This window comes from Pseudomonas sp. ok266, assembly GCF_900110195.1.
In the GTDB taxonomy this organism is placed as follows: Bacteria; Pseudomonadota; Gammaproteobacteria; order Pseudomonadales; family Pseudomonadaceae; genus Aquipseudomonas; species Aquipseudomonas neuropathica.
Genome location: NZ_FOCU01000003.1, coordinates 493,823 through 512,802 on the forward strand (window position 1 = coordinate 493,823; position 18,980 = coordinate 512,802).

The following is an 18,980-nucleotide window of genomic DNA, read 5'->3' on the forward strand; positions in this document are numbered from 1 at the left end:
TCGTTCTACCTCAGCTTCAGGGTGGCAAGGCCGATCAGCACGAGAATCACGGTGATGATCCAGAAACGGACGATCACGCGCGGCTCGGGCCAGCCCTTGAGTTCAAAATGGTGGTGTATCGGTGCCATGCGGAACACACGGCGACCGGTCAGCTTAAAGGACGCAACCTGAATGACGACTGACAGGGTTTCCATCACGAACACACCGCCCATGATGAACAGGACGATTTCCTGACGGACGATCACCGCGATGGTGCCCAGTGCCGCACCGAGTGCCAGGGCACCGACGTCGCCCATGAACACTTGCGCCGGATAGGTGTTGAACCAGAGGAAGCCAAGGCCGGCACCGATCAGCGCACCGCAGAACACGATCAGTTCACCCGCGCCCGGCACGTAAGGGATCAACAGGTATTCAGCGAATTTCACGTTACCCGACAGGTAGCAGAAGATGCCGAGGCCACCACCGACCATCACGGTCGGCATGATCGCCAGGCCGTCGAGGCCGTCAGTCAGGTTGACCGCGTTGCTCGAGCCAACGATCACGAAATAAGTCAGCACGATGAAACCGAGGCCCAGCGGAATGCTGTAGTCCTTGAGCATCGGCAGGATCAGCGTGGTTTCCACCGGGGTGGACGCGGTCATATAAAGGAAGATCGCCGCGCCGAGGCCGAATACCGATTGCCAGAAATACTTCCAGCGGCTCGGCAAGCCACGCGAGTTCTTCTCGATGACCTTGCGGTAATCGTCGACCCAACCGATGGCGCCGAACAGCAGAGTCACCAGCAAAACAGTCCAGACGTAACGGTTGCTCAGGTCAGCCCAGAGCAGTGTGCTGACACCAATCGAAGACAGAATCAGTGCGCCGCCCATGGTCGGTGTACCCGACTTGGACAGGTGCGATTGCGGGCCGTCGTTACGCACGGATTGACCGATCTGACGGTTCTGCAGGGTGCGGATCATCCACGGGCCATAGCACAGCGACAAAACCAGCGCGGTCAGTACACCGAGAATCCCGCGCAGGGTCAGGTACTGAAAGACCGCGAAGCCTTTGTAGAACTGTTGCAGATACTCCGCTAGCAGCAGCAGCATTAATGTTTCTCCAGACTGGACCCGCACAGAGCCGCAACGATGTTTTCCATCGCCGCACTGCGCGAACCCTTGATCAAAATGGTGGTGTTTGTGTCCTGCTCGGCGTCGAGGGCCTGAATCAGTTCGGCTTGGCTGCCGAAGTGATACGCCTGTTCACCGAAAGCGTTTACGGCGTGAACCATGTTTGGCCCAACGGCATAAAGCGCGGAAACCTTGCCCCGGGCGTACTCGCCCACGTCGCGGTGCCCCTGCTCCGCCCAATCGCCCAACTCGCCGATATCTCCGAGCACCAGGACGGTGCGGCCGGAAAAGCCGGCGAGTATATCAACGGCCGCGCACATCGAGGTGGGGTTTGCGTTGTAAGTGTCATCAATCACGCGCATACCGTTTTTTGCCAGTTGCGCGACAGTGCGACCCTTGACCGGTTGCACGGCGCCAAGCCCGGTGGCGATGCCGAACAGCGACACACCCAGGGCGTGAGCGGCAGCGGCGGCGGCAACGGCGTTAGTGACGTTGTGGCCGCCAAGCAAGTTCAACTGGACCCGTTCAACACCTTGCGGGGTATGCAGTTCGAACGCAGGGCACCCACGTGCGTCAGGGACGATGAAGCTTGCGTAGAAATCTGCCTCAGCATTCAGCTGAGAGAAGCTAAATACTTTGCGAGCGCCGGCACGGGTCTTCCAGATACCGAAGGCCTTGTCATCGAGATTGAGCACGGCGATGCCATCAGCCGCGAGGCCGTCGATGATTTCGCCTTTGGCTTCGACGATTTTTTCCGGACCGCCAAACTCACCGACGTGCGCGGTACCGGCATTGTTCAGGATCGCCACGTGCGGCTTGGTCAAGCCGACGGTGTAAGCGATTTCGCCGAGACGCGAGGCACCCAGTTCGATCACCGCCGAAGTGTGCTCCGGGGCCAGTTCGAGCAGGGTCAGCGGCGCGCCGAGATCGTTGTTCAGATTGCCACGGGTCGCCAGCACCGGACCGCGCGTGCGCAGGATGCTCGCGAGCATTTCCTTGACGGTGGTCTTGCCGCTGGAGCCGGTGATCGCAGCAACTGGCTGAGTGAACGCGGCACGGTTCAGCGCGCCCAACTGGCCGAGGGCCTGTCGGGTGTCCTTGACCAGCAGTTGCGGCAGCGTGCTGTCGGCAACTTCACGTTCGACCAGCGCAGCGACGGCGCCTTTGGCGGCGACATCGTTCAAGTAGTCATGACCGTCGAAACGCGGGCCGGTCAACGCTATAAACAGTTGACCCGGCTGGATCGCACGGCTGTCGATGCTGACGCCGTCGAAACTGGCATCGGCGGCGATCAAACGTGCGTCGAGCGCGTTGGTCAGTGCGCTGAGTTTCAGGGCCTTAAGCATGGGCCACCTCCCACGCGGTCAGGGCGTGATCAGCCTCGACCAGATCGGAGAAGGCATGGCGCTCGCCGTTGATTTCCTGGTAGTCCTCGTGACCTTTACCGGCCAGAACAATCACGTCATCAGCCGAGGCGCCGGCAATCAGTTGCGCAATCGCCTGGCCCCGGCCGGCGACGAAGGTGACTTTATCCACAGCCGTGAAGCCGGCGCGGATGTCGTCGAAAATCACTGCTGGATCTTCGGTGCGCGGATTGTCGTCGGTGACCAGCACCTGATCGGCCAGACGCTCGACCACTTCGGCCATCAACGGACGCTTGCCGCGATCACGGTCGCCGCCGCAGCCGAACAGGCACAGCAGCTGACCTTTAACGTGCGGGCGCAGCGCGGTCAGGACTTTTTCCAGCGCGTCTGGGGTGTGCGCGTAATCGACCACCACCAACGGCTGAGTGCCACCACCAAGACGCTGCATGCGCCCGGCCGGGCCTTCGAGTTTCGGCAGTACTTTGAGAATTTCGTCGAGCGCGTAATCCAGACCGAGCAAGGCACCGACGGCTGCCAGTACGTTGCTCAGGTTGAAACGACCGAGCAAGGTGCTGCGCAGATGATGTTCGCCCTGCGGCGTAACCAGCGTGGCGCGCACGCCGTGGTCGTCGAACTGTGCTTCGCGGCAGAACAGGTAAGCGCTGCTGTCGAGCAGGCTGTAGGTGATCAAGCGCGATTCACGTTTTTCCGCGGCCAACTGCCGGCCGAAATCGTCGTCGAGGTTGACCACGCGGCACTTCAGATCATTCCAGGCGAACAGCTTGGCCTTGGCCTCGGCGTACGCCTCCATGGTGCCGTGATAATCCAGATGATCGCGGGACAGGTTGGTCATCACCGCCACGTCGAACGCCAGCGCCGTCACGCGGCCCTGATCCAGACCGTGGGACGACACTTCCATGGCCACGGCTTTGGCGCCGGCCTTTTTCAGGTCGCCCAGGGTCGCTTGCACGGCGATCGGATTCGGCGTGGTGTGCAGACCGCTTTGCAGTGCGCCATAGAAGCCGGAACCCAAGGTCCCGACGATGCCGCAATGCTGGCCGAGCAGATCCAGCGCCTGCGCAACCAATTGAGTCACGCTGGTCTTGCCGTTGGTACCGGTCACGCCAATCAGGTTCAGGTGATGACTTGGCTCACCGTAAAAACGCCCGGCGATGTCCGACAGTTGCGCGGCCAGGCCTTTGACCGGAATCAGCGGCACGTCAGTGATCGGCAGCACGGTGGCGCCTTCCACTTCATAGGCCACAGCGGCAGCGCCGCGCGCCAGAGCATCGGCAATGTGTGCACGGCCATCGAATTTGCCGCCGGGCACGGCGAGGAACAAATCGCCCGCGCGTACGTTGCGGCTGTCCAGCGCCAATTCACGGATCAACAGATCGTGGCCGGCGTGGGGGAATATCTTGTTCAGACTTAATGACATCAGCCGCGCCCTCCATTGGCTTTCAGCGGTATGACCGGGGTGGCGTTGGCCTGCTGTGTGGTCGGCAAGTTGTCCGGCGTTACGTTCATCAGACGCAGGGTGCCGGACATCACACGGCTGAACACCGGCGCGGAAACCAGACCACCGAAGTAACCGGCCTTGCTTGGCTCATCGATCACGACAACGATGGCGTAACGCGGATCGCTCATCGGGCCGAAACCGGCAAACAGCGAGCGATAAGAGTTTTCCGCGTAGCCCTTGGTACCCACCGAGGTCTTACGCGCAGTACCCGACTTACCCGCCACGTGATACGCCGGCACCTGCGCACGGAACACGCCGCGCGGCGCTTCGATCACCTGGGTGAGCATGCCTTGCAAGGTTTTCGCCACGGCTTCCGGCAGCACTTGCGTGGTCTGCGGCGGCTTGTCGGTTTTGATCAGGGTCAACGGCGCGAGACGACCGTTGTTGGCCAGCGCCGAGAACGCGTGCACAAGCTGAATCGCGGTCACGGAAATACCGTAGCCGTAGGACAGGGTCGCGGTTTCAGCCTTACGCCAATCGCGGTAGTTCGGCAGGTTGCCGACACGTTCGCCCGGGAAGCCAAGGCCGGTGTCCTGGCCGAGGCCGACTTTCTGCGCGAGGCGGAAAATCGTTTCGCCGCCGATATCGAACGCGACCTTACTCATGCCGACGTTACTGGAATTGATCAGGATGCCGGTCAAGTCGAGCACCGGACCTTCGCTCTTGGAAACGTCCTTGATCGTGTATTTGCCGATCTGCAGGGATCCCGGATACACCTCGACGGTGTCGCTCGGTTTCCAGCGGCCGGTTTCGATTGCAGCCGCCATCGAGATGGCTTTCATGGTCGAACCCGGTTCGAACACGTCGATCATCGCGCGGTTACGCATCATTGCCGGTTGCAGATTGCGACGGTTGTTCGGGTTGTAGGTCGGCTGGTTGACCATGGCGAGAATCTCGCCGGTCTTGACGTCCATGATCACCAGGCTGCCGGCCTTGGCGCCGTTCTCAATGATCGCGTTGCGCAGTTCGCGGTTGGCCAGATATTGCAGACGCAGGTCAATGGACAACGCCAAGGGCTTGCCGGCCTTGGCGTTTTTGGTGACCTGAACATCCTTGATCAGCCGACCGCGCCGATCCTTGATGACTTGTCGTTTGCCCGGCACCCCGGCGAGCCATTCGTCATAAGCCAGCTCGACACCTTCACGACCGTGGTCATCGATGTCGGTAAAACCGACCATGTGCGCGGTGACTTCACCGGCCGGGTAGAACCGGCGGAATTCTTCGATGCCGTAGACGCCAGGGACTTTCAGATCGAGCACAGCCTGGCCTTGCTCGGGGGTCAGCCCGCGCACCAGATAAATGAATTCTTTGTTGGCCTGGGCTTCGAGGCGTTCGGTCAGGGCTTTCGGATCCTGACCCAGCGCGGCAGCAAGTGCCGGCCACTTCTCTTTGGCCGTTTGCATTTCCTTGGCGTTGGCCCACAGCGTGGTCACTGGGGTACTTACGGCCAAAGGCTCGCCGTTACGGTCGGTTATCAGACCACGGTGAGCCGGAATCGGAATATGACGCAGGCTGCGCGCATCGCCCTGACCTTTGAGGAAGTCACGGTCAACCACTTGCAAGTCGATGATGCGCCAGCAGATCGCCGCGACCATCACGCCGAGCAGCGCCACCATCAGGCGGAAGCGCCATGGGAACAGTGCGCCTTCGAGTTTCATCATGGCGCCACCATCTTCACGTCAGCCGCGCCCGGAATGTGCATTTTCAGTTGTTCGGTGGCCAGCACTTCGATGCGGCTGTGCGCGGTCCAGGTGCTCTGCTCGAGAATCAGACGCCCCCACTCGGCCTGCGCCTTGTCGCGCACGCTGAGTTCGTTATAAAGGGTGTTGAGCAACTGCCGGTTCCAGTGCGCGCTGTACGACACGGCGATGGCCGAGACGAGCACGCCGATAAACAGCAGCAGCATCAGAAAGCTGCCGCCGGGCAGTGGCTTGGCGAAAAGCTTGCTCACCGCAGCTTCTCCGCGACGCGCATGACGGCGCTACGGGAACGTGGGTTGGCTTTGAGTTCGGCGTCGGAGGCCGTCTGCGCTTTGCCATGGACTTTGATTTTCGGTTCGAACGCGACATGGCGCACCGGCAGGTTGCGCGGCAGGTTGTCGGCTTCGCCTTTCACCAGTTTGCGCATGAACAGTTTGACGATACGGTCTTCCAGCGAGTGAAAGCTGATCACGACCAGACGGCCGCCGATTTCCAGCGCGTCCAGCGCGGCTTCGAGGCCGGCTTCCAGATCACCCAGTTCGTTGTTGACGTGAATACGCAAACCCTGGAATGCACGGGTGGCCGGGTTCTTGCCCTTTTCCCATGCCGGGTTGGCGACTTTCAATACTTCGGCCAGATCGGCAGTGCGCTCGAACGGCTTGATATCGCGACGCTCGGCGACGGCGCGGGCCATACGACCGGAGAAACGTTCTTCGCCGTATTCCTTGAACACCCGGGCGATTTCCTCAGCCGGCGCGGTGTTGACGAATTCGGCAGCGCTGATGCCACGGGACGGGTCCATGCGCATGTCGAGCGGGCCGTCATTGAGGAAACTGAAGCCGCGCTCAGCGTCGTCGAGCTGCGGCGAAGACACGCCGAGGTCAAGCAGAATGCCGCTGACCTTGCCGGCCAGACCTTGCTCGGCAACCACCGAACCCAGTTCGGCAAAGCTGCGCTGCACAACGACAAAGCGGCCGTCTTCGGCCGCTAGCGTTTGCCCGGTGGCAATCGCTTGTGGATCTTTGTCGAATCCGATGAGCCGGCCGTCCGTGCCGAGCTGGCTGAGGATCAACCGGCTGTGTCCGCCGCGCCCGAACGTACCGTCCAGATAGCAGCCATCAGGACGTACGGCGAGAGCCTCGACGGCTTCGTCAAGCAGTACGGTGATGTGGTTAAAGCCGCTATCAATAGTCACAGGATCAAATCACGCAGTTCATCAGGCATCGCGCCCGGTTGTTGAATAGCAGCAAGGTCAGCGGCAGATACCGCATTCCATGCATCCTCGTCCCACAATTGGAACTTGTTCAGTTGGCCTACCAGCATCGCGCGCTTATCGAGCTTGGCGTATTCGCGCAGACGCGGTGGAACCAGAAAACGACCACTGCCATCGAGTTCAAGGTCGACGGCATTACCAATCAGCAAACGTTGCAGGCGACGGTTCTCTTCGCGAAGCGAAGGAAGCGCGCGCAACTTGGTTTCAATAATTTCCCACTCGTCGAGCGGATAGACACACAAACACGGATCAACGGCATCAATGGTCACGATCAATTGGCCAGAACTACGCGAATCGAGCTCGTCACGGTACCGGCTCGGCATGGCGAGACGGCCCTTTGCATCGAGACTGATAGCGTTAGCTCCGCGAAACACGTCTGCGTTTCTCCAATTTTTATCGTTTTGAGCTCAAAAAACCCACTTCATGCCACTTTCCGCCACTTGCGCACACTATAGGAATGCGCCCACCACACCGTCAAGGCGCGGATTAAAGGAAAACCCTTACAGAACGGAGATTTAGGAGCATAAAAGGAGGTGCAACGAGAATCTGACGGATACTTTTGACCAATAACTTGATGCAGAACTGAAAGCTGCGCTCGAAAGTTAAAGTAATTTGTTAAGAGTAAGATTTTTTCGGTATTACAAAAGCGCTTCTGCTGTTGATTGAAGCAAGGTGGGAAATGGCTATTACTGCGTTTGCCGCTGCCGGACTTTCAGAGCAGGCCTGCTGATATTACACAGCCCTGTTGCCAATGATTCAAGCAGGGAAAGAAAAAGGTGGAGAGTCGATCTGTAAGCCGGGTTCTGTCTTGAACAGTCATTCGTCTACGATGGCCATCACTGGACATCTTTAGCAACCTACCCGGTCCCAGCGCGGGCCACGCCTTGGGACCCTATTTGGTCTTGCTCCAAGTGGGGTTTACCTAGCCACGAACTGTTGCCAGACGTGCGGTGCGCTCTTACCGCACCTTTTCACCCTTACCGGCGCTTGAGCGCTTAGGCGGTTATTTTCTGTGGCACTTTCCGTAGGCTCACGCCTCCCAGGCATTACCTGGCACTTCGCCCTATGGAGCCCGGACTTTCCTCCCCCCCCTAATTTTCATAGAGGGCAGCGACTGTCCGATCGACTCTCCGCCGCGAAGGTTAACGGCAGAGCGCCCGAAGAACAAGCGCTAAAAGCCTCAAGACCGCTATGGGTGACGGCCTACACGCCTTTCTGTTTCTCCAGCGCGACCTGATACAGCACGTTTTTGCGCTCGCCAGTGATTTGTGCTGCCAACGCGGCGGCACGCTTGAGCGGCATCTCTTCGAGCAACAGATCAAGAATACGCATCGCCTCGCTGCTGACCGCATCCTCGGACTCCGGTGCCGTCCAGCCCGCCACCAGCACTACGCATTCGCCACGCTGCTGATTGCTGTCGGATTCGACGAACGCGCGCAACTCGGCCAATGGCAGACCTTTGAGCGTTTCGAAGGTCTTGGTGATCTCGCGGGCGAGCAATGCCTGGCGCTCACCGCCAAACACGGCTTCCATATCCTGCAGACATTCAAGAATGCGGTGCGGGGCCTCGTAGAAAATCAACGTACGCGGCTCTTCTTTAACCGCTTCCAGTCGCGCCTTGCGTCCGACCGATTTGGCCGGCAGAAAACCTTCGAAGATGAAACGGTCAGACGGCAGACCGGCCGCCGACAGCGCGGCAATAAGCGCACAGGCACCCGGCACTGGCACGACATTGATCCCGGCCGCGCGGGCCTGACGCACCAAGTGATACCCCGGATCGGAAATCAGCGGCGTCCCCGCATCGGAAATCAACGCGACGTTATCACCCGCCAGCAAGCGGGTAATAAAACGGCTACCTTCATCTCGTTCATTGTGTTCGTGACACGCGGCCAGCGGCGTGCCGATCCCGAAGTGTTGCATCAGGCGCGCCGAGTGACGGGTGTCTTCGGCAGCGATCAATGCCACTTCGCGGAGGATCTTCAGGGCCCGGGCGCTGATGTCGTCCAGGTTGCCGATGGGCGTCGCCACCACATAAAGCGAGCCAGCAGCGGAATTCAGGGAACCTGGAGCAGTCAAAGCGCACACCTCGTGATCGGTAAAAGCGGCCATTGTAGCGCGACACGAGGCTTGCGACGCGCTTCGAGCCACCACGGTTTTGTGCGTGGTTATGCAGCACTGCAACATTTACTTCAGCTAAATCGTCCGATTCACGCCAGTAACATCGCGCCCCGGCCAGTGCTTGGGTACAATTCGACGCTAATTTGATCGAGTATCAGGAACACTTACATGATCGCTTGCCTGCGGCTGTTCACTGCCTTCTGCCTCGCTGCCCTGTTGGCGGCTTGCGTCAGCTCCCCTTCCTCCAGCCTTGGCGAACTTCCACGGACCCCGGATGCCAGCATCGAGCAACTGCTCGAACAGGCTAGCCAGGCGAAAACCCCGGAAAAAGCCGCCCTGTTGCGCCTGAGCGCCGCAGACCTGGCCTACCGTCAGGGCAATGCCGGACAGTCCGCGCAAATCCTGCAACAAGTGCCGATGGAGCAACTCAAGCCCGGCCAGCAGATTTTCGCCAGCACCTTGAACGCTGAACTGGCGATGACGCGCAATCAGCCGAAAGCCGCGCTGACCGCCCTGAGCCACCCAAGCCTGCAGCACTTGGGCGAGATGCCTGAAGAGCAGCAAGTGCGCACCGGCACCGTACATGCCCGCGCCCTTGAGGCCGATGGCCAGACCCTGGCCGCTGCCCGCGAGCGCGTGTTCATCGCGCCGATGCTGCAAGGCGAAGCCGCGAGCAAGAACCACGAAGCGATCTGGACCCTGATCGGCTCGCTGCCAACTGATCAACTGCAACCGAACAGCACCGACGACCTCGGCGGCTGGATGGGCCTGGCCATGGCAGTGAAATCCGCTGGCACCCTGGAACAGCAGCAAGCGGCGATCGACACCTGGCGCGCGCAGAATCCAAAGCACCCGGCGGCGATCAACCTGCCGTTGCCGCTGACCAAACTCAAGGAACTGGCCAGCCAGCCCCTGAGCAAAATCGCCCTGCTGCTGCCACAGGACGGCCCGCTGGCCGCTGTTGGCAAGGCACTACGTGAAGGCTTCATGGCTGCGCACTACCAGGCGCAACAGGCCGGACAGAAGCCACCAGCAATCGAGTTCTACGACAGCTCGAAACTGACTTCGATGGACGAGTTCTACCGCAAGGCTCAGGCTGACGGCGTGCAACTGGTCGTTGGCCCGCTGGAAAAACCACTGGTCAAACAGTTGAGCACTCGCCCGCAGCTGCCGATCACCACCCTTGCGCTGAACTACAGCGAAGGCGATCAAGGCCCGGCGCAATTGTTCCAGTTTGGCCTGGCCGCTGAAGACGAAGCCCGCGAAGTCTCACGCCGCGCCCGTGCCGATGGCCTGCACCGCGCCGCGATCATGGTGCCGAAAGGCGAATGGGGCGATCGCGTACTGCGTGCTTTCAGCCAGGACTGGCAAGCGAATGGTGGCAGCATCGTAGCGACCGAGCGCGTTGATCAGCCGGTGCAACTGGCCCAGCAGATCGCCGACATGTTCCAGCTGCGTCAAAGCGAAGCGCGCGCCAAGAGCCTGCAGAATGCCGCCGGCACCAACGTCGCCGCGCAGCCTTCGCGCCGTCAGGACATCGAATTCATCTTCCTCGCCGCAACCCCGCAACAGGCTCAGCAGATCAAGCCAACCCTGAACTTCCAGTACGCAGGTGACGTTCCGGTGTACGCGACGTCGCACGTTTACAGCGCCAGCGGCGACGTGAATCAGTACAACGACATGAACGGCATTCGCTTCTGCGAAACCCCATGGCTGCTGGACTCCAGCGATCCACTGCGTCAGCAAGTGGTTGCGCAGTGGCCGCAAGCCGCCGGTAGCCTCGGCCGCCTGTACGCGATGGGTGTGGATGCCTATCGTCTTGCACCGCGCCTGGGTCAACTCAAGGCCCTGCCGGACAGCCGCATCGACGGTGAGTCGGGCAGCCTCGGCATGACTCAGACCCAACGCGTTGTGCGCCAGTTGCCTTGGGCGCAGTTCGTCAGCGGGCAGGTGCAGCGCCTGCCGGACACCCCGCACTGATGCCTGACAGGTCACGCTCGCAAAGCGGCAAGGATGCCGAGCGCCAGGCGCTCGAGCATCTGCAACAACAAGGTCTGCGCCTGCTGGCGCAGAACTGGTTATGCAAACGCGGCGAGCTTGATCTGGTCATGCTTGATGGCGATACAGTAGTATTCGTTGAAGTTCGCTACAGAAAAAACACTCAATGGGGTGGCGCGCTCGCTAGCATCGATGGGCGCAAGCAGCAGAAACTGATTTTCGCTGCACAGTATTTTCTTCAGCGCGAATCGCGTTGGGCCAATTCCCCTTGCCGCTTCGACGTGGTGGCCATCGACAGCCATCCGAGTCAGCTGAACTGGTTGCAGAATGCTTTCGACAGTTGATCGTCGGCGTTGCGACCCGGACAATCCCACCGACAAATTTTGCTCTTTGCTTTGCGGGCTGCACATTCATGTGCCGGACAGCCGCGCTACTTAAGGTCACACAGATGGACATGCAATCCCGAATTCGCCAGCTTTTCCAGGCCAGTATCGACACCAAGCAACAGGCGATGGACGTACTTGCACCGCACATCGAGCAAGCCAGCCAGATCATGGTCAACACCCTGCTCAACGGAGGCAAAATGCTCTCGTGCGGCAACGGTGGGTCGGCCGGCGACGCTCAGCATTTTTCCTCGGAGCTGCTCAACCGCTTCGAGCGCGAGCGTCCGAGCCTGCCGGCGATTGCGCTGACCACCGATACCTCGACGATCACCTCGATCGCCAACGACTACAGCTACAACGAAGTGTTCTCCAAGCAGATCCGCGCCCTCGGCCAGTCGGGCGATGTGCTGCTGGCGATTTCGACCAGCGGTAACTCGGCGAACATTATTCAAGCGATCCAGGCCGCACATGATCGCGAAATGATTGTCGTAGCTATGACCGGACGCGATGGTGGCGGCATGGCGTCACTGCTGCTGCCCGAAGACGTCGAGATCCGCGTACCGGCCAATGTCACTGCACGTATTCAAGAAGTCCACTTGCTGGCGATCCATTGCCTCTGCGATCTGATCGACAGCCAACTGTTCGGGAGTGAAGAATGACCCCTAATCGCCTTGGCCTTCTGGCCTTGACCCTGTGCCTCGGCATCAGCGGCTGCACCTCAGTGGTGAACGCCAGCCGTGAAGCACCGATCGACGACGACCGTGGCACGCGCACCTTCGGTAGCAAGATCGATGACTCGTTGATCGAAACCAAAGTCGGTGTGAACGTGGCCAAGGCCGACCCGGCACTGGACAACGACTCGCACATCGTCGTCACCAGTTTCAACGGTGTTGTCTTGCTGGCCGGTCAAACGCCTCGCGCTGACTTGAAAGCCAAAGCCGAGCAAGCGGCAGCCGCCGTGCAACGGGTAAAAACTGTTCACAACGAACTGCAGGTCATACCGCCGTCCGGTTTCCTGGCTCGCCAGAATGACACTTGGCTGACGTCCAAGATCAAAACCCAGATGCTCACCGACGCCAGCATTCCCGGTTCGCGCATCAAGGTCGTGACCGAGAACGGCATCGTCTACCTGCTGGGCCTGCTGACCAAACAGGAAGCCACTCAGGCGACCAATCTGGTTCAGGGCGTTTCCGGCGTGCAGAAGATCGTCAAGCTGTTCGAATACATCGACTGACGCACAACCCTATGTAATAAAAAAGGCGATCCATCCGGATCGCCTTTTTTATTACTTCACCACTTTCAGGCTTGGCCGGCCGCTAGGTCGCGGCGGCTCGCTGTCCGGTGGCGGCAAGTCGTCATCCGACTCGATCTCTTCTTCGTCATCCATCGGCGACTCGAGATCAAACACCATGCCTTGACCGTTCTCCCGGGCGTAGATACCCAGAATCGCGCTGATCGGCACGTACAAGCTGTGCGGAACGCCACCGAAGCGACCCTCGAAGGTCACCACGTCGTTGTCCATGTGCAGATGACGCACAGCACTCGGCGAGATGTTCAGGACAATCTGCCCGTCGCTGGCGAAACCCTGCGGCACCTGCACTGCCGGGTACTCGGAATTGACCAGCATGTGCGGGGTGCAATCGTTATCAACAATCCACTCGTAGAGCGCGCGGACCAGATAAGGTCGACTGGAGTTCATAGCGGCTCCTTAAGCCTTAGCGCATATCGCGTTCGACACCAGACAGACTCGCCTGGAAAGCCTCACGCGCAAACGAGCGCTCCATATAATCAAGCAGCGGCTTGGCTGGCCGCGGCAGTTCAATACCCAGAATCGGCAAACGCCAGAGTATTGGCAATAGGCAGCAATCCACCAGACTTTGTTCCTCACTGAGGAAAAACGGCTTGTCGGCAAACAGCGGCGACACGCCCGTCAGGCTTTCACGCAATTCCTTGCGCGCCACGACACGCGCGGCCTCCTTGGACTTGGGATCCAGAATCAGATCCACCAGACCACACCAGTCGCGCTGAATTCGATGAATCAGCAAACGGCTGTTGGCACGCGCCACCGGATAAACCGGCATCAATGGCGGGTGCGGGTAACGCTCATCCAGATATTCCATCACCACGGTCGACTCCCACAACGCCAGGTCACGATCGACCAGCGTCGGCAGACTGCCGTAAGGGTTTACCTCGATCAGTTTAGGCGGCTGGCGACCAGCTTCCACATAAATGATCTCGGCGCTGACACCCTTCTCTGCAAGCACGATGCGCACTCGGTGGGAATAGTGGTCGGCGGGGTCGGAGTAACAGGCCAACCGATTGGTCACGCCCATGGCGATCCTCCTCGCTTGTTGAAATTATCGGAACCGGAAAAACGCGCGCGCCCAGAGGGCGCCTCCGGCAACACCTGGCAAACCAGACGTTGCGCTATCGGAGGCGCCCTTGGGCGCGCGCGATTAACAGCAATGCTTGAAGCGTATCAGTGCACGTCTTTCCAGTATTCACGCTTGAGCAGGTAGGCGAACACAAAGAAGAACGCCAGGTACAGCAAGACATAAGTACCGATGCGCTGATGTTGCAGCTTAACCGGGTTAGCCGAGTAAGCCAGGAAGGTTACCAGATTCTTGACCTTCTCATCGAACTGCTCTTCGTTCAGCGCACCGGTTTTCGGCACGATGGTCAGCTGATCGCACGCTTCATGAGTCAGAGGCGTACCGGTCAGCGGATCATATTGCTTCTTGCCGTCTTCGACGATCTGCACCTGTTTGCAACCCACGACTTGACGACCTTGCAGGCCGACCAGCACGTTAGGCATGCCGACGTTCGGGAAAACCTTGTTGTTCACGCCCCATGGACGTGCAGGATCTTCGTAGAACGACTTCAGGTAACCGTAGAGCCAGTCGGTGCCGCGTACGCGAGCGACCAGGGTCAGATCCGGTGGTGCGGCACCAAACCAGGTCTTGGCGTCTGCCGGCTGCATGCCGATGTTCATGTGATCGCCAATCTTGGCGCCAGTGAACACCAGCTTCTCCAGCATCATTTCGTGAGGAATGCCCAAATCATCGGCCACCCGCTCGTAACGCTGGAACTTGGCACTGTGGCAACCCATGCAATAGTTGGCAAAGGTACGTGCGCCATCCTGCAGCGCAGCGTTGTCGGAAACGTCGATGTCGACCTTTTCCAGCTCCGGACCACCGTGTTCAGCGGCGAAGGACAGAACAGGCAGAGCAGCAAAAATCAGAGCAAAAAATAACTTTTTCATCAGCCAGTCACCCTTTCCGGAACCGGTTTGGTCTTCTCGAGCCTGGTGTAGAACGGCATCAGGATGAAGTACGCGAAGTACAGGAAGGTGCAGACCTGCGACAGCAACGTCAGAGACGGCGTCGGAGCTTTCACGCCAGTCCAGCCAAGCAGCACAAAGCAAACGCAGAATATGACGAGCCAGACTTTGCTCATCCAGCCTTTATAGCGCATGGATTTGACCGGACTGCGATCGAGCCACGGCAGGACAAACAGGAAAGCAATTGAAGCGCCCATGGCAATAACGCCCATGAGCTTGTCAGGGATTGCTCGCAGGATCGCGTAGAACGGCGTGAAGTACCAGACCGGCGCGATATGCTCAGGCGTCTTGAACGGGTTGGCCGGCTCGAAGTTTGGTTTTTCGAGGAAATAGCCACCCATTTCCGGGAAGAAGAACACAATAAAGCAGAAGATAAACAGGAACACCACGACACCGACAATATCTTTCACGGTGTAGTACGGGTGGAAAGCAATGCCGTCCAGCGGGATGCCGTTTTCATCTTTGTGCTTCTTGATGTCGACGCCGTCAGGGTTGTTCGAACCGACTTCGTGCAATGCCAGAATGTGCAGTACCACCAGACCGAGAATCACGATCGGCAGAGCCACGACATGCAAGGCGAAGAAGCGGTTCAGAGTGATTCCGGAGATCAGGTAATCACCACGAATCCACTGGGTCAGGTCGTTACCGATCACCGGAATCGCACCGAACAGCGAGATGATCACTTGGGCACCCCAGTAGGACATCTGGCCCCACGGCAGCAGATAACCCATGAATGCCTCGGCCATCAGCGCCAGGTAAATCAGCATGCCGAACACCCAGACCAGCTCGCGCGGTTTCTGGTACGAGCCGTAAAGCAGGCCCCGGAACATGTGCAGATACACCACGATGAAGAACATCGAAGCGCCGACAGCGTGCAGCAGGCGCAAAATCGAGCCGTGATTGACGTCACGCATGATGCCTTCGACAGACGCAAAAGCCTCTTCTGCCGATGGCGTGTAGCTCATCGTCAGCCAGACGCCGGTGACGAGCTGGTTGACCAGCACCAGCAGCGCCAGAGAGCCGAAGAAATAGAAGAAGTTGAAGTTTTTTGGAGCGTAATACTTGCTGAGATGGTCTTCCCACATTTTGGTCGCAGGAAAGCGCGCATCAACCCAATCCATGAACTTGCTCATCACGCTTTCTCCGTATCGACGCCGATGACAATCAGGTCATCGGTCTCATAGGAATGCGGGGGAACTGGCAGGTTCAAAGGCGCAGGTTGCGACTTGTAGACGCGGCCAGCCAGATCGTAGTGGGAGCCGTGGCAAGGGCAGAAATAGCCACCGACCCAGTCTTTGCCGAGATCCGCAGGTGCCACTTCGGGACGGAAAGTTGGTGAGCAACCCAGGTGCGTGCAGATCCCGATCAGCAGCAGAATTTCCGGCTTGATCGAACGCACTTCAGGGTCGACATAGGTGGGTTGCGTGGAGTTTTTGGAGGTTGGATCGGAGAGCTGGCCCTCGATCTTCTTGAGATTCCCCAGGATTTCCGCAGTACGGCGGACAATGAACACCGGCTGGCCGCGCCATTCAGCAATCATCTGCTGTCCTGGCTCGATTTTGCTGACATTCACTTTCACCGGTGCACCGGCGGCTTTCGCCTTGGCACTGGGAAACCATGACCCCACGAACGGGACCGCAGCCCCCACCGCTCCTGCAGCACCCACCACGGATGTGGCTGCTACCAAGAAGCGACGCCGGCCTGCATTCACGCCGTCATTGCTCATTCAGTCCTCTCCCATCAGCTTTTGTGGCCTGTTAAATCAGGCATCTACTAAATAAATCAATGTTACTTATAAAAATTTTGCCGAATGGTAATGAAAAGCCCCAATTCTGACAAGGGAATTACCCGGAGCTCTTACCCTCAAGCCTTGCAGTATAGGGGGTCTACGGAAGTGGCAAGTTGTCGCAGCGCAATTCTTTGATAAATCACAGGCATAAAAAAACGCCCGCTTCCGTGAGGAGGCGGGCGTTCTTTTTGAACGCGGAAGCGGAATTAACGCTTCGAGTACTGCGGACGCTTACGCGCTTTACGCAGACCAACTTTCTTACGTTCAACTTCACGGGCGTCGCGAGTAACGAAGCCAGCTTTGCGCAGAGCGCCACGCAGGGTTTCGTCGTAGTCCATCAGAGCGCGAGTGATGCCGTGGCGGATTGCGCCAGCTTGACCACTTACACCACCGCCGATCACGGTGACGTAGATGTCGAACTTCTCGACAGTCTCAGTCAGCTCCAGCGGCTGGCGAACTACCATGCGGGCAGTTTCACGGCCGAAGAAGTTTTCCAGCGAACGGTTGTTGATGGAGATGTTACCAGTACCCGGACGCAGGAAAACGCGTGCGGTTGCGGTCTTGCGACGGCCAGTGCCGTAATTTTGAGTCGCCGACATAATGTACTATTCCGTTAAAACTTCAGTTCTTGGGGCTGCTGAGCAGTATGTGGGTGTGCAGCGCCCGCATAGACTTTCAGCTTACGGTACATGTCGCGACCCAGTGGGTTTTTAGGCAGCATGCCTTTAACCGCGGTCTCGATCACGCGCTCAGGGGCTTTAGCGATCAGCTTTTCAAAGTTGATCGACTTGATGCCGCCCGGGAAACCGGAGTGGGAGTAGTACATTTTGTCAGTGGTTTTAGCACCGGTAACACGAATCTGCTCGGCGTTGATTACGACGATGTAGTCGCCGGTGTCAACGTGAGGAGTGTACTCAGGCTTGTGCTTGCCACGCAGACGGCTCGCGATTTCGGTGGCCAGACGACCCAGGGTCTGACCAGCAGCGTCGACGACAAACCAGTCGCGCTTTACTGTTTCCGGTTTAGCAGTAAAAGTTTTCATTCTTTATAGCCTCAGGGGCCGCCCTGTAAATTAGACGGCGGATCTTACTGAATAGTGCGTACTTTGACAAGTCAAAGGCAGCCGGATACAGACGCTTTCGGGGGCTCGGGTCGGCGCGTCCGTTCAACGGCAAGATTCTTCGGCGGCGGCGCATCACTTCCACTGCAGAAAGAGGTCGGCAATTATGCAGATTGCGAAAAATATTTCAACCTGCTTTTATGATTGTTTTGCCCAAGGAGCACCCGATGGACTATCGCCAGCTAGGCCGTACCGACCTGAACGTGAGTGCAATCTGCCTCGGCACCATGACCTGGGGCGAGCAAAACACTGAAGTTGAAGCCTTCGCGCAGATTGAACGGGCCAAAGAAGCCGGGATCAATTTCATCGACACCGCCGAGATGTACCCGGTGCCGCCGAAAGCCGAAACCTACGCCACCACCGAGCGCTATATCGGCAATTACTTCAAAAGTCGCGGCGACCGCGCCGACTGGATCCTCGCCAGCAAGATCGCCGGCCCCGGCAACACCATCGACTACATCCGCGACAAAAACCTGCGCCATAACCGCCAGCACATCACCGCAGCGGTGGACGCCAGCCTCGAGCGCCTGCAGACCGATTACATCGACCTGTATCAATTGCACTGGCCGGAACGCAGCACCAACTTTTTCGGACAACTGGGTTACAAGCACAAGATCGAAGCCAACCTGACCCCGCTCGAAGACACTCTCGAAGCACTCGACGAGCAAGTGAAGGCCGGCAAGATCCGCCACATCGGCCTGTCCAACGAAACCCCGTGGGGCACCATGCGTTTTCTGGCCTTGGCCGAAGCGCGTGGCTGGCCGCGCGCGGTGTCGATCCAGAACCCCTACAACCTGCTCAACCGCAGTTTTGAAGTGGGCCTGGCGGAAATCGCCATCCGCGAACAGTGCGGCCTGCTCGCCTATTCGCCGCTGGCGTTTGGTTTCCTGTCAGGTAAATACGAGGGTGGCGCTCGTCCGCCGAAAGGTCGCCTGAGCCTCTACAGTCGCTTCAGCCGCTATTTCAATGCGCAGTCGGAAGCAGCGTGCAGCCGTTATGTCGCGCTGGCCCGGGAGCACGGTCTGGACCCGGCGCAGATGGCATTGGCGTTCGTCACTCAGCAACCATTCGTCACGAGTAACATCATTGGCGCGACGACGCTTGAGCAACTGGACAGCAACATTGCCAGCTTCGATCTGAAGCTATCGGACGAGGTGCTGGAAGGGATCGAGGCGATTCACAAAGATCATCCGAACCCTGCACCTTGATCCACCACTAAAAAGCTTCGCGAGCAGGCTCGCTCCCACAGGTACGGTGATCCCCTGTA

Annotated in this window: 20 protein-coding genes and 1 other RNA gene; 5 read left to right on the forward strand and 16 right to left on the reverse strand. The window is 58.8% G+C overall.

Annotated features, from left to right (window positions below):
• Positions 1-5 precede the first annotated feature (5 nt).
• The 9 genes from mraY to rsmI form a co-directional block, all read right to left on the reverse strand.
• Entirely contained in the window at positions 6-1,088 is a 1,083-nt protein-coding gene (mraY, locus tag BMY54_RS07915) for a phospho-N-acetylmuramoyl-pentapeptide-transferase (protein ID WP_007917000.1), read from the reverse strand.
• Positions 1,088-2,455, reverse strand: coding sequence for a UDP-N-acetylmuramoyl-tripeptide--D-alanyl-D-alanine ligase (murF, locus tag BMY54_RS07920; protein WP_093430686.1), 1,368 nt, complete (start codon positions 2,453-2,455; stop codon positions 1,088-1,090). Before murF ends, mraY begins: the two co-directional genes overlap by 1 nt.
• Complete coding sequence (locus BMY54_RS07925; RefSeq protein ID WP_093430687.1) at positions 2,448-3,911, reverse strand: UDP-N-acetylmuramoyl-L-alanyl-D-glutamate--2,6-diaminopimelate ligase; 1,464 nt, start codon at positions 3,909-3,911, stop codon at positions 2,448-2,450. Before BMY54_RS07925 ends, murF begins: the two co-directional genes overlap by 8 nt.
• Positions 3,911-5,650, reverse strand: a complete 1,740-nt coding sequence (locus tag BMY54_RS07930) for a peptidoglycan D,D-transpeptidase FtsI family protein (protein ID WP_175559568.1) — start codon at positions 5,648-5,650, stop codon at positions 3,911-3,913. The genes BMY54_RS07925 and BMY54_RS07930 overlap by 1 nt, the downstream gene beginning before the upstream one ends.
• Entirely contained in the window at positions 5,650-5,943 is a 294-nt protein-coding gene (gene ftsL, locus BMY54_RS07935) for a cell division protein FtsL (RefSeq protein WP_007917008.1), read from the reverse strand. The genes BMY54_RS07930 and ftsL overlap by 1 nt, the downstream gene beginning before the upstream one ends.
• Positions 5,940-6,887 carry a 16S rRNA (cytosine(1402)-N(4))-methyltransferase RsmH gene (gene rsmH, locus BMY54_RS07940; protein ID WP_371748248.1) on the reverse strand — a complete coding sequence of 316 codons (948 nt, stop codon included), beginning with the start codon at positions 6,885-6,887 and terminating at the stop codon, positions 5,940-5,942. Before rsmH ends, ftsL begins: the two co-directional genes overlap by 4 nt.
• Entirely contained in the window at positions 6,884-7,339 is a 456-nt protein-coding gene (gene mraZ, locus BMY54_RS07945) for a division/cell wall cluster transcriptional repressor MraZ (RefSeq protein WP_007917012.1), read from the reverse strand. The genes rsmH and mraZ overlap by 4 nt, the downstream gene beginning before the upstream one ends.
• 402 nt (positions 7,340-7,741) lie before the next feature.
• An RNA gene (rnpB, locus tag BMY54_RS07950) (RNase P RNA component class A) lies at positions 7,742-8,095 on the reverse strand.
• Between the two features lie 73 nt (positions 8,096-8,168).
• The gene (gene rsmI / locus BMY54_RS07955) at positions 8,169-9,074 is read right to left on the reverse strand and encodes a 16S rRNA (cytidine(1402)-2'-O)-methyltransferase (protein ID WP_093430688.1); all 906 of its coding nucleotides are present in this window, start codon (positions 9,072-9,074) and stop codon (positions 8,169-8,171) included.
• Positions 9,075-9,251: 177 nt separating this feature from the next.
• On the opposite strand from rsmI, the gene BMY54_RS07960 reads away from it, so the two are divergent.
• From BMY54_RS07960 to BMY54_RS07975, 4 genes are all read left to right on the forward strand, one after another.
• Positions 9,252-11,063: a penicillin-binding protein activator gene (locus tag BMY54_RS07960; RefSeq protein WP_093430689.1), complete on the forward strand. Its 1,812-nt coding sequence runs from the start codon at positions 9,252-9,254 to the stop codon at positions 11,061-11,063.
• Positions 11,063-11,425, forward strand: a complete 363-nt coding sequence (locus BMY54_RS07965) for a YraN family protein (RefSeq protein WP_093430690.1) — start codon at positions 11,063-11,065, stop codon at positions 11,423-11,425. Before BMY54_RS07960 ends, BMY54_RS07965 begins: the two co-directional genes overlap by 1 nt.
• Positions 11,426-11,529: 104 nt before the next feature.
• Positions 11,530-12,123, forward strand: a complete 594-nt coding sequence (locus BMY54_RS07970) for a phosphoheptose isomerase (protein ID WP_093430691.1) — start codon at positions 11,530-11,532, stop codon at positions 12,121-12,123.
• Positions 12,120-12,698 carry a BON domain-containing protein gene (locus BMY54_RS07975; protein ID WP_007917023.1) on the forward strand — a complete coding sequence of 193 codons (579 nt, stop codon included), beginning with the start codon at positions 12,120-12,122 and terminating at the stop codon, positions 12,696-12,698. Before BMY54_RS07970 ends, BMY54_RS07975 begins: the two co-directional genes overlap by 4 nt.
• A gap of 51 nt (positions 12,699-12,749) precedes the next feature.
• Here BMY54_RS07975 and BMY54_RS07980 read toward each other — a convergent pair whose 3' ends face one another.
• From BMY54_RS07980 to rplM, 7 genes are all read right to left on the reverse strand, one after another.
• Positions 12,750-13,163, reverse strand: coding sequence for a ClpXP protease specificity-enhancing factor (locus BMY54_RS07980; RefSeq protein WP_007917024.1), 414 nt, complete (start codon positions 13,161-13,163; stop codon positions 12,750-12,752).
• 16 nt (positions 13,164-13,179) lie between these two features.
• Positions 13,180-13,797 (reverse strand): glutathione S-transferase N-terminal domain-containing protein, encoded by a 618-nt coding sequence (locus BMY54_RS07985; RefSeq protein ID WP_007917025.1) that lies wholly within the window; start codon positions 13,795-13,797, stop codon positions 13,180-13,182.
• A 146-nt stretch (positions 13,798-13,943) separates the two neighbouring features.
• Complete coding sequence (locus BMY54_RS07990) at positions 13,944-14,726, reverse strand: cytochrome c1 (protein ID WP_093430692.1); 783 nt, start codon at positions 14,724-14,726, stop codon at positions 13,944-13,946.
• Positions 14,726-15,937: a cytochrome b gene (locus BMY54_RS07995; protein ID WP_093430693.1), complete on the reverse strand. Its 1,212-nt coding sequence runs from the start codon at positions 15,935-15,937 to the stop codon at positions 14,726-14,728. The genes BMY54_RS07990 and BMY54_RS07995 overlap by 1 nt, the downstream gene beginning before the upstream one ends.
• On the reverse strand, positions 15,937-16,530 hold the full coding sequence (gene petA, locus BMY54_RS08000; RefSeq protein ID WP_003228055.1) for a ubiquinol-cytochrome c reductase iron-sulfur subunit: 594 nt from the start codon (positions 16,528-16,530) through the stop codon (positions 15,937-15,939). Before petA ends, BMY54_RS07995 begins: the two co-directional genes overlap by 1 nt.
• Before the next feature lie 269 nt (positions 16,531-16,799).
• A complete protein-coding gene (gene rpsI / locus BMY54_RS08005) occupies positions 16,800-17,192 on the reverse strand; it encodes a 30S ribosomal protein S9 (protein ID WP_008080273.1) in 393 nt (130 codons plus the stop codon).
• Positions 17,193-17,206: 14 nt separating this feature from the next.
• Positions 17,207-17,635 carry a 50S ribosomal protein L13 gene (rplM, locus tag BMY54_RS08010; protein ID WP_007917032.1) on the reverse strand — a complete coding sequence of 143 codons (429 nt, stop codon included), beginning with the start codon at positions 17,633-17,635 and terminating at the stop codon, positions 17,207-17,209.
• A 245-nt stretch (positions 17,636-17,880) separates the two neighbouring features.
• On the opposite strand from rplM, the gene BMY54_RS08015 reads away from it, so the two are divergent.
• Positions 17,881-18,921, forward strand: coding sequence for an NADP(H)-dependent aldo-keto reductase (locus tag BMY54_RS08015; RefSeq protein WP_093430694.1), 1,041 nt, complete (start codon positions 17,881-17,883; stop codon positions 18,919-18,921).
• Positions 18,922-18,980 lie beyond the last annotated feature (59 nt).